The organism is Bradyrhizobium altum, assembly GCF_020889705.1.
Classification (GTDB): Bacteria; Pseudomonadota; Alphaproteobacteria; order Rhizobiales; family Xanthobacteraceae; genus Bradyrhizobium; species Bradyrhizobium altum.
Window position 1 is genome coordinate 1 of record NZ_JACMYP010000310.1, and the last position, 9553, is coordinate 9553.

A 9553-nucleotide genomic window follows, 5' to 3' on the forward strand; every position below is an offset into this window, starting at 1 on the left:
CTTCGTCATATGCGTACCGAGCTTCTCGTATCGGCACGGTCGATTCTCGTGGCCCGCCGTGTTCGAACGGCAAGCGGACCGAGACCTCGTCGATCAGGCCCCTACCGGCCTGTCAGAGCGCCCAGTTTACATTACCGTTCTTATCGATGTCTCGCACCGATAAGGTTCTCGAAAAATGGGGGCAGTGCGCAATTTATAAGGTAACGAGAGTTTGCTTATCAGTCTCGTTAGGAGAGCTGTGGTGCCATTTAGTGTTGGTCTGATGTCGATCTTGTTAAGCGTGATGCGGTAAGAGCGACGCGTAGCTCGAAGTCGCTGCCCTCATGGCCTTCAACGGGTCATGCTAATGACCTTCTGACACCGAGGTTGGTCTCGACAAGAAGCATAGCGTCGAGGTAAAAAATGGTCTTTGGATTGGCGAGCGTGCGTACTTTGCTGCGATCGTGCCTGGTTTCGTCAAGGTCAATGGCCACCAGGTGGGCTTGTCAAACAAAGAGGAATCATCTTTGTCCCTGGACTCATTTTTAGCCCTTGCAGGTTTGGCGGTCGGTATTGCGGCGCTTGTCCCGATATTCAAAGTGCGGGGCGTCAAGCTATGGATCACCAGCGTGGTGATTGCTGTCTTTCTCGTAGGGATGAGCGGAGCGCTTCTCTACCAACGACTGATTGAGCGGCGCGAACTAGATCGCTTAAAGGACAACATCACTGAACAATTAAACGGCAATAACCCCTCTACCTTTGAAGAATTATACGATCACCTCAACTACGCACAGTTTGCCCTCACTACACGGGCGATTTCTGAACTGATTGAAGACAAAAAAATTCGTACCGACCGGCTTAATCTAAAATCGTCGGCAGGAAAGACGTTCTCTTTTCGAGTATACAACAATCCTAAGTATCCCATTGCAGAGTCACCGATAACTTTAAGTACGGATGGTCCACCGGCCGTCGGAGGTGACAGCTCGTCTGCTAGCAAAGGTCCCCAGACGAACGTGAACACGCAGGATGCTTGTCCATCTGCCTTGCCTGCATACGACTCGCCCGGGGTTGAAGGTGGTCATACGCAGGCGGAGATTTGTGCACCTACATTCGCTTTCTATAAGCAAAAGTACCCGCAATGTGTGATTGGGCTGGCTGTGACGGAGAGCAACAACAAAGACTGGCTGGGGCACGTATCTTATCAGTACCATTGCGCTTTCACGATTAGACCGAAATGACGGCAAGCAGCTCACGCCACCTCTGACCGATAACTGGCCAAGAGCTTTGCGGAGCGATGAAGAAGGCGCGCGTGAACCATCCTTTCTCGACGCCCCCAAGGAGCAGAAGCGATCCGAATCGGCCTGGTGAACGGCAACGAAGAGATCGAGGTCCACGTCCCCGGCCACTCTGAACTCGCTGCTGCCGCGCGCGGCACCCCCGGCATGACCGGCGGCGGCAAGAGTACTACCGTCAGCCGCGCCGCGCGGCGTCTCGGTAAGGCCGGCAACGCCGCGGTCCTATTCAACATCGAAGACGAATACGCCGCGATGAACGAGGAGACCAAGGGACCCTGTGATGCTGGCTGGCCGAAAGGGTCTGGAGCCGGGCGCCGCCAACACCGCACTCTACGAGTCGTGAGTCGATGAGCGCGCAAGCATTCACGCAAGGAGATCGCCTTTCTAGTAGCAGATTACTGTCGGATAGGGATGCCGGGCTCAAGATCGGCAGCAAGAGTCCAAGATCGAAGTGACCTGCCCCTGAGTATTTCCTCCAGATGGAGTTAGAGTCCGGCCTGAGAAGGACGGACAGATGAAGCGAGCAAGGTTCACGGAAGAGCAGATTATCGCAGTGTTGAAGAGGCTGGAGCGACGACAGCCGATCTCGCTCGCAAACGTGGGGTCTCGGAGGCGACAATGTACAATTGGAAGGTCAAGTTCGGCGGGGCATGGAAGCTTCCGAAGCCAAGCGGCTGAAATCGCTGGAGGAGGAGAACGCGAAGCTGAAGAAGCTGCTGGCCGAGCAAATGCTCGATGCGGCGGCACTGCGCGAGCTTCTGTCAAAAAAATGGTAGGGCCCGCCGCCAAGCGCGCCGCTGTGGCGCACCTGAAGGCCGTGATGGGCCTGTCGGAGCGACGGGCCTGCCTGATCGTCGACGCGGATCGGAGGATGATCCGCTACCGATCTCGCCGCGCTGCGGATACGGAGCTTCGTGCCCGGCTGCGCGACCTCGCCCACGAGCGCCGGCGGTTCGGCTACCGTCGGCTGTTCATTCTGCTGCGACGGGAGGGCGAGCCATCAGGGCTCAACCGCATCACCGGATCTATCGGGAAGAAGGACTGACGGTCCGCAAGCGGCGGGCTCGCCGCAAGGCCATGGGGTGCCGGGCGCCGATCCTGGTGGAAGCGAAGCCGAATGCGCGCTGGTCGCTGGACTTCGTCCACGACCAGTTCGCCAACGGGCGCCGCTTCCGTTTGGGCGCCATTCCTGACACATCGATCTCGGGCCGGCGTGTGGCGCGGGAACTGACGACGGTTGCCGCGCGGCGCGGCAAACTCGGCCTGATCGTCTCCGACAACGGCACCGAACTCACTTGTAACGTAAACCGTAATGCTCCCTCAAATCTGGCGGTGTCGCTGTTTGGACGATTCCGTCGATAGAAACGACGATCCAACTATCCAGCCGACCGGCAGATGCGGATCCGAGGTTTGCCTCGATCGCAAAAGTCCGCCGGGGAGATCCGCAAGCCGGCGAAGGCGGTTGGCGTACGGATAGGATTTGCGCGCGTGGAGCAGAGGAGGTGGATCCGGCGACGTCCCCGCTCGCAGCCGGCCCGTCTTCCTCACATGGTCGGCGGCCGTTGACCTGGAAGAGAGGTAACATATTACCGCAGTTGAAGGTCGGCTAGTTCGCTGGGGTTGACTTTATTGGACATTCCACCACCTTCAGTGGAATTCCGCCGCTCGCTCTCGGGATACAAGGAACGCAAATGACGATCGCCACGCTGGTTTTGTGCGTTATCAACGCGCCTCACAGCAAACAGCTGGACGCGCAGGCACTCATTTCTTGTCTTAAGAATCCTGCGGCCGCTAAGACTATGCCAGGACACATGTCCGCTTTCTTCGGCGAAGTTGAGCCATCTTTGCAGAAAGAGTTCGCTCATCAGTTCGGCATCAGCGATGCGGAGCTCGTTGCTTCCGCAAAAGCGTTTTCCAGCTATTCGGGTGAACATTACCCGATTGCAGCGTGATAACGGAGAAGACCAGCTCGGATTGGGCGCAGCTATTTCGGATAGCGCGCGGCCTAATTGGTCAGGTTAACTCTCAAGGAACAGTCATAGACCATTGGACCTTCGGTGGAGGCACCGCGATGATGCTGCAAATTGCACACCGCGAAAGCCACGACGTCGACATCTTCCTTTGTGATCCGCAATTGCTGCCGTTTTTGGATCCGCAGAAACAGGACTTCAACTTCGAGATACGCCCAAGCGAATACCAAGGTGACGGGAATCGCTTTCTCAAATTGGCGTTCGAAGCTGTTGGCGAGATCGATTTCATCGTTGCCGGTCCCAAGACCGCTAATCCAACGATTGAGAAGGAAATTGAAGGTACGAACGTCCTGCTAGAAACGATCCCGGAAATCATCGCCAAAAAGATCATCTATCGTGGGACAAGTATCAAACCACGAGATATCTTTGATATCGCTGCAGCAAGCGTCGATCATTCCGCTGAACTGATCCGCGAGCTGAACCCATATCGACAGAACGTGATGGAAACCGTCGCTCAGGTCGATAGGCTAAATCCTGAATTTGTGCGCGGGGCAATAGATAGTCTTATCATAAGGGAAGGCTATAAAGGAGTTGCCGCAACAGCTCTCGACCGAGCAAAGGAGATACTCAGGTCAGTATGATCTTCGCGGACATCTGCGAGATCTCCCGCTAGGGTGCAACTGGCTTTTTTACAAATCGCTAGTTCGGCCGGTTCACTGGTCGTGACAGATAGGATCTTTCGGAAACCGCCGCGTCGTGGCTTGCACCCGGATCTGACACGACCTTCAGAGGAAATTGACCGACCGGCCTTGCGAATTCCATCGCAAGGTTCCCGCCTGCTTTCGCGACCAACGCCTTCAGGCGATCGAACTCGCCGCACCAGATCGTTTCCATGTCGCGGTCACGATTCGCATCGCGAGCATCGGCCGAGCTGCCGATCCCCACGGCTGGCTACAGCCGCCTAATGGGTGCTGATGAGGAGGGCACGCACGCCCGGCTGAACGAGCATCTGTCCGCACTCATCTACCCCGAGATTGAAAAGCACGGCGGGCGCCTCATCAGAAGCGCCGGCGATGGAATCTTGGTAGAGTTCGCGAGCGTAGTTAGCGCGATGCGATGCGCCATCGCGATACAGCGTGGCATGATCACCCGAAACACCGATGTGCGAATGGAGCAAAGGATCGAGTTCCGCATTGGCATCAATGCCGGCGACATCATGATAGATGAGGGCGATATCTTCGGGGACGGGGTAAATGTCGCGGCTCGGCTCGAGGCGCTTTGCGAGCCGGGCGGCATCTGCGTGTCGAAACGCGTACGAGAGGATACGCAAGACAAGCTTGACGTCGAATTCGAGGATCGTGGCGAGCATCAACTGAAGAACATTGCCCGGCCGGTGCGGGTCTATCGCGTGTCGTTCGGCAACGGCTCCGCCGCGACCGGCGCTTGCGCTTCCCGACAAGCCATCGGTCGCCGTCCTGGCTTTTGAGCACGTGAGTCGCGACCCGGAGCAGGAGTACTTTGCGGATGGAATTTCGGAAGACATCATAACCGAGTTGTCTCGCTTCTCGGACTTGTTCGTGATCGCACGCAATTCGAGCTTTCGATACAAGGGCAAAGCGGTTGATTTACGTCAGGTGGGTCAAGAACTCGGCGTGCGCTACGTTCTTTGAGGGCAGCGTTCGTCGGGGCAATGACCGGGTTCGGATCACGGCGCAATGATTGATGCTGCAAGTGGCGTCCATCGCTGGGCCGAGCGGTATGATCAAAGGCTACAGGATGTATTTACGATCCAGGACGACGTCGCGCGGACGATCGCCGCAATTCTGGTCGCCCATGTGAACATGGCGGAAGCCGAACGTACCTTGCTCAAGCCGCCCGCGACTTGGCAGGCCTACGATCACTACATGCGCGCAGCTGTGGCTTGGATATCCTTCCAGCCCTCCTGGCAAATGGCAGAATTGTTGCGGACGCGAGGGCATCTTGCCGATTCGCTGGCCCTCGATCCGAAATAGCACGTTGCTATGCAATGTTGGCCAGCACTCACAGGGTGGCTTGGCTCAATCCCTTGAACGATGAATATTTGAGCCCCAATATCCTTGACTTGGCCATAAACTTGGCCCGCACGGCAATTGCGCACAATCCGGGCCTGCCCGAAGCCTATGCCGAATTGGGCTACAATATCATCCGCAAGCGTGACTTCGATGCAGCAACCGCCGCCGCCGAAAGAGCGCTTGCGCTAAACCCCAACTTCGCAGATTACCGCCTTGCGCAAATATTCTACTCGGTGGGGGACCCGGCCAGAGCTATTGCGATCGCCAAATTGCAAATGCGTCTTGATCCATTCCATCCGCATTTTGCGCCGTTGATGGCTGGCGTAGCTCATTACCACCTCAAAGAGTACAACGATGCCCAGCATTGGTTGGCTGAAGCGGTCGGACGGGCGCCCAATCACCAGTATGGCCACGCATTCTTGGCCGCGACATATGCTCAGCTGGGACGAATGGAAGATGCTCGTGCAGAGGCAAGCGAGGTTTTGCGCCTAAATCCAAGATACAGTATTGGCGGCACCCAGAAGCAGGTGTCCATTCTCAAACGTGCCGAAGACTTGGAGCACCTGGTTGACGGGCTACGAAAGGCCGGCCTTCCACTATAATCGCTGGCGAATGGGTTGCGGCAAGCAGCCGCCATCTAGCGCCGTGGTCGCTCTGTCGCTCGCAGGCATCACCGAATTCTTTTGAGCACCGGCCGGCCATTGCCAATCCGCGGCAGAATCACTCAAACCAACCAGGCGATTGAGCTTTTTCGCAGCACATGAGGGTGGTTTTCGGCCTGTCCGACGAGAAGTGGGCCAACCGCAGGATATGGACTCGATCGGCCTGACGGCAAACCGTCGCTTCCGACCAATGTCGCGGCGGCCGTGGCGGTGAAGGATATTCTCTGGCTCGAAACTCCAGAGCGGAGCTGCAGGGCAGACTTAGACTTTCATTTCGCTGGATCGAAGGCTTAGCTTGAGGGATCATCGACACTTAATCGAACCATCCGCCAGTGCCTGCCTAATTTGTTCGGCCCGTTCCTTGGACAACTTCTCGGCCAAGCTGTGATCCCTTAAAACGGCCGGCCCCTTGCGCTCTCGATCGTAGACCATCCAGCCAGTGGTCCCCATTCGAACGAGGAACCTGGGCTGTTGCGGTGGTAATTCCTGGTTCAATAGTTCCTCCTTCGTTGGCCTGCTACGTGCATTCGCGCCAGTGTCCCAGGGAAAGAAGATACTCGTGTCAGGAAAACACGCTCCGCGCTTTATTCCTGAACCGGGACACTGGAATTCCCCGGTAACGAACGTGCTGCACGGCCCGTGCCACTGGCCGAGTCATATTCGATAGCGCGTTCGTGAGAGGGGCATGCAAACGCCTCGTGAAATTGATTGATCACTCTCCCGAGTCTAGCCGGCCCATGCCTCCAGTGGGCGTCGTTGTGTCCTGTAGGCCGATAGAAGTGGTCCGGTGCTGACCGGATCGGGCCCGGAGGGTTGCACGATCAGCTAGGCGAAGATTATCGCTGCGATTCTCAATTCAGAGCGGCAGAAGGTCCCAAACGCCTCGTCCTTCGCTCCCGCGAGCCTTGGTCTATGACTTGTCTCGGCATCAAGTGCGCGTGAGATGTGAGGCCGTTCACACGTGATGATCGCGAGATGACTTAGACGGGCGTAGCAGCTTCGGTCTTGGAGACCATGATGTCATTAGTCAGCAACGGAAGCTGGTCGGGAACAGCTACAGCGTCGGTGCTCGGCATTCTCATTGTCGTCGCGCTTGTCTTTGCACTCGTTGGTTATTTGGAGTGGTCCTCAAATGCCAATCTGAGCGAATTCATCAGCCGGACCGAGGTCGCGGCGGCTGCCTCAACTCCGATCCTACCGCTCAACGGACCAACAGCTTGCGAGCTCGGCAGGAAGTTGCCTGCGCTTTCCGTACCGCTCGAGTGAAGCCGTCGAGACGACAATGGCCGAGACAGTACGCCACCGAGCGTGAAGACAGCCGTGCCGGCGATGCGCGGTTGGAGGCCCGCGGACGAGATTAAGGGCACAGGATATTATGGAGCCATAAGTTTCGGATGGACCATCGATTCTGATGCCGTCCGCGTTTGACAGCTTCACACACTGATCGCCGCCAGCCCTTTCGCCATTTTTCGCCACGTGCGATCCGAGATTTCAATTCAATGCCTTTAACCAACCAGCCCGATTGGCGGTCTCCCCCTGAGGCCGACCATGATCCAAACCTTGGGGATCGCGGCGCTATTCGGGCCATCGCTGCTCGATCCGCACCTTAGGACATCGACATACATTGGCGCTGTCATAGCGATGCTGCGGCAGATCAGACATTCGTTTTGGGCTTGATAAATTTGGGCCGGCGCCGCGTTATCGCGCGCGAGGTGGCCGTTCCCGATTGATCTCTGGCATTTCGGTGAGCATGAGCTTGCTTGAGCTCCATGAGGCGCGATGGAAAGAACGGGGATGCTTGTTTTCAGGCAGACAAGCTTGGTCCGCGATCCCGATGGTTCTCGCCATTGGTCGGACAGTCCTGACCTATAAACAAGGCATCACCTTCGTGATATTTCCGCCTGCGCTTCGCCTCTTGCTCGGGAGGATTTAACCCACGCTGGCCGTCACTCCCGCCGTCATCTGCCCTGCCTCACTGATCAGCACGGGAGTTTTTGTCCGATCCTGAGCCTAATCGCCTTCGCTAGGGGGCTGGCAGCGCATCACGCTGGCTGGGCGCGGAACGTTTTTCTTCGTCAGGTTTTGGACAGCTTCCCTGCGTCAGATCGATGCCCGTTTTCGACCGAAAGTGAGACCGGATGGAGTTCCCCTCGACGCAGCGCGTGACAGAACAATCGGACAGCACGAGCCTGCAGGAGCCACCCGCAGATGCGGCGACTTTCGAGCGACAATTGAGCGAAATCGCCAATTCAAGTGCAGCTGTGGGGGCAATGCCGGCGGCCTCCGCGCCGCAGCCAGCTGTCGTTATGAAAGGGCCCAACAACCAGCCCCTTTACTCCGCCGATGCTTCCCTTATTTCGAGGGTTCAGCAAGGCCTCACTCTGGGCAACAGCGCCCCACGTACCGCTAGGCATGACGGGTATTTTCTTCGGAGCTTTGCGCGTTGGCTGTTCGCAAATAGCAAGAAGCCGATCGTTACCCGGCTCCACGATGAGTCGCTGATCGATGATGCGGGGGAGTTCATCGGGGCCGCCAATCCCAAGAGACTCCTTACGGCAATCGGTCATCTGCGGACTTCGTCTTCGGCGGGCGGAGTGGTGCCGATAGCAGCCCGCGCTGAGCTGATTCCTTATCCCGAGGACGCAGCTCTCATCAAAGATTTCAGAACTGAAGTAACGACAGAGACTGCCAGGGTCTATGCAACCGCTCTTAGAGGTTTCAGTGACTATCTGCGTCAAAAAAATAAGACGGGCATTGCTGGCCGGCTTTCCGGAAAGGCTTTGGATGCAGATGTCACGAACTATAACCAGGACACGGGTGTGGGCGGCAATGTCGGCGCAGCACTAGCTCAGCTGCGAAAGTCGTCGGTCGGCGCTAAAGCGATGGAGATCGAGCGCCGCATTCCCACCATTGCTGATGGCGAAGATGCGGCACTGATAAGCTCGAGGCCAATCGGCGACGCCGCTGCGCAGCACAACGCCTCGCAGGAAGGTGGCGCTTGGCTAGAGGAGCTTTCCGCGGAGGGCCACGACCGGGACTCGCGCCTGGGGCTGATGGACGAGCCAGACCCGTCGTCATCGGCCTTACAGCCAGCTCAGTCAGCCGGGGTATCAATGGGGCGCAGGAAGCAGCCCCTTTATTCCGAGGATGTTCCCCTTATTTCGGGGCTTGAGGAGGCCCTCATCAAGGGCAATGCCGCAAAACGTACGGTCAAGAAAACCGTAGGTTTTCTTCGCACCTTTGGCCGCTGGCTCTTCGCAAATAACAAAGGGGCCATCGCTGTTCGGCTCAACGAGGAGTCGCTGGGCGATGATGCGCGCAAGTTCAGCGGAACGGGGAATCCCACGAGACTCCTTACGGCAATTGATCATCTGCGGACCTTCGAGGCGACGGGCGAGATCCCGATCCGCGCTCAGCTAAATCCTTATCCCGAAGACGCGGCTCTCATCAGAGAGTACAAAAACGAAGTAGCGACAAATACCGCGACCAACTATGCGGCTATTTTGACCAGTTTCAGTGATTACCTGCGTGAAAACAACAAGGGGGGCATCGCTGGTCGGCTTCTCGATGACGCGTTGGATGAAGATGTCGAAAAA

General features: G+C 57.2%; 9 protein-coding genes and 2 pseudogenes. 10 read left to right on the top strand and 1 reads right to left on the bottom strand.

Going from position 1 to position 9553, the window contains the following annotated elements:
• Window positions 1-443 precede the first annotated feature (443 nt).
• The 5 genes and pseudogenes from H8B02_RS41255 to H8B02_RS41275 all read left to right on the top strand — a co-directional run bounded on the left by H8B02_RS41255 (window position 444) and on the right by H8B02_RS41275 (window position 3885).
• Complete coding sequence (locus tag H8B02_RS41255) at window positions 444-1217, top strand: hypothetical protein (RefSeq protein ID WP_229171419.1); 774 nt, start codon at window positions 444-446, stop codon at window positions 1215-1217.
• A 126-nt stretch (window positions 1218-1343) separates the two neighbouring features.
• Window positions 1344-1625, top strand: coding sequence for an ATP-binding protein (locus tag H8B02_RS41260; protein ID WP_229171420.1), 282 nt, complete (start codon window positions 1344-1346; stop codon window positions 1623-1625).
• Between the two features lie 163 nt (window positions 1626-1788).
• Window positions 1789-2576, top strand: a pseudogene (locus tag H8B02_RS41265) (transposase); the annotation flags it as partial.
• A gap of 389 nt (window positions 2577-2965) precedes the next feature.
• Window positions 2966-3226: a hypothetical protein gene (locus H8B02_RS41270; protein ID WP_229171421.1), complete on the top strand. Its 261-nt coding sequence runs from the start codon at window positions 2966-2968 to the stop codon at window positions 3224-3226.
• Window positions 3223-3885, top strand: coding sequence for a nucleotidyl transferase AbiEii/AbiGii toxin family protein (locus H8B02_RS41275; RefSeq protein ID WP_312001535.1), 663 nt, complete (start codon window positions 3223-3225; stop codon window positions 3883-3885). Before H8B02_RS41270 ends, H8B02_RS41275 begins: the two co-directional genes overlap by 4 nt.
• A 58-nt stretch (window positions 3886-3943) precedes the next feature.
• Here H8B02_RS41275 and H8B02_RS41280 read toward each other — a convergent pair whose 3' ends face one another.
• Window positions 3944-4138 carry a hypothetical protein gene (locus H8B02_RS41280; RefSeq protein WP_229171423.1) on the bottom strand — a complete coding sequence of 65 codons (195 nt, stop codon included), beginning with the start codon at window positions 4136-4138 and terminating at the stop codon, window positions 3944-3946.
• A gap of 70 nt (window positions 4139-4208) precedes the next feature.
• On the opposite strand from H8B02_RS41280, the gene H8B02_RS41285 reads away from it, so the two are divergent.
• From H8B02_RS41285 to H8B02_RS41305, 5 genes and pseudogenes are all read left to right on the top strand, one after another.
• The gene (locus tag H8B02_RS41285; protein WP_229171424.1) at window positions 4209-4730 is read left to right on the top strand and encodes an adenylate/guanylate cyclase domain-containing protein; all 522 of its coding nucleotides are present in this window, start codon (window positions 4209-4211) and stop codon (window positions 4728-4730) included.
• Between the two features lie 229 nt (window positions 4731-4959).
• Complete coding sequence (locus H8B02_RS41290) at window positions 4960-5256, top strand: hypothetical protein (RefSeq protein ID WP_229171425.1); 297 nt, start codon at window positions 4960-4962, stop codon at window positions 5254-5256.
• A 53-nt stretch (window positions 5257-5309) separates the two neighbouring features.
• Window positions 5310-5897 (top strand): tetratricopeptide repeat protein, encoded by a 588-nt coding sequence (locus tag H8B02_RS41295; protein ID WP_229171426.1) that lies wholly within the window; start codon window positions 5310-5312, stop codon window positions 5895-5897.
• A 1077-nt stretch (window positions 5898-6974) separates the two neighbouring features.
• On the top strand, window positions 6975-7223 hold the full coding sequence (locus H8B02_RS41300; protein WP_229171427.1) for a hypothetical protein: 249 nt from the start codon (window positions 6975-6977) through the stop codon (window positions 7221-7223).
• Between the two features lie 872 nt (window positions 7224-8095).
• Window positions 8096-9553: pseudogene (locus H8B02_RS41305) on the top strand (Ulp1 family isopeptidase); the annotation flags it as partial.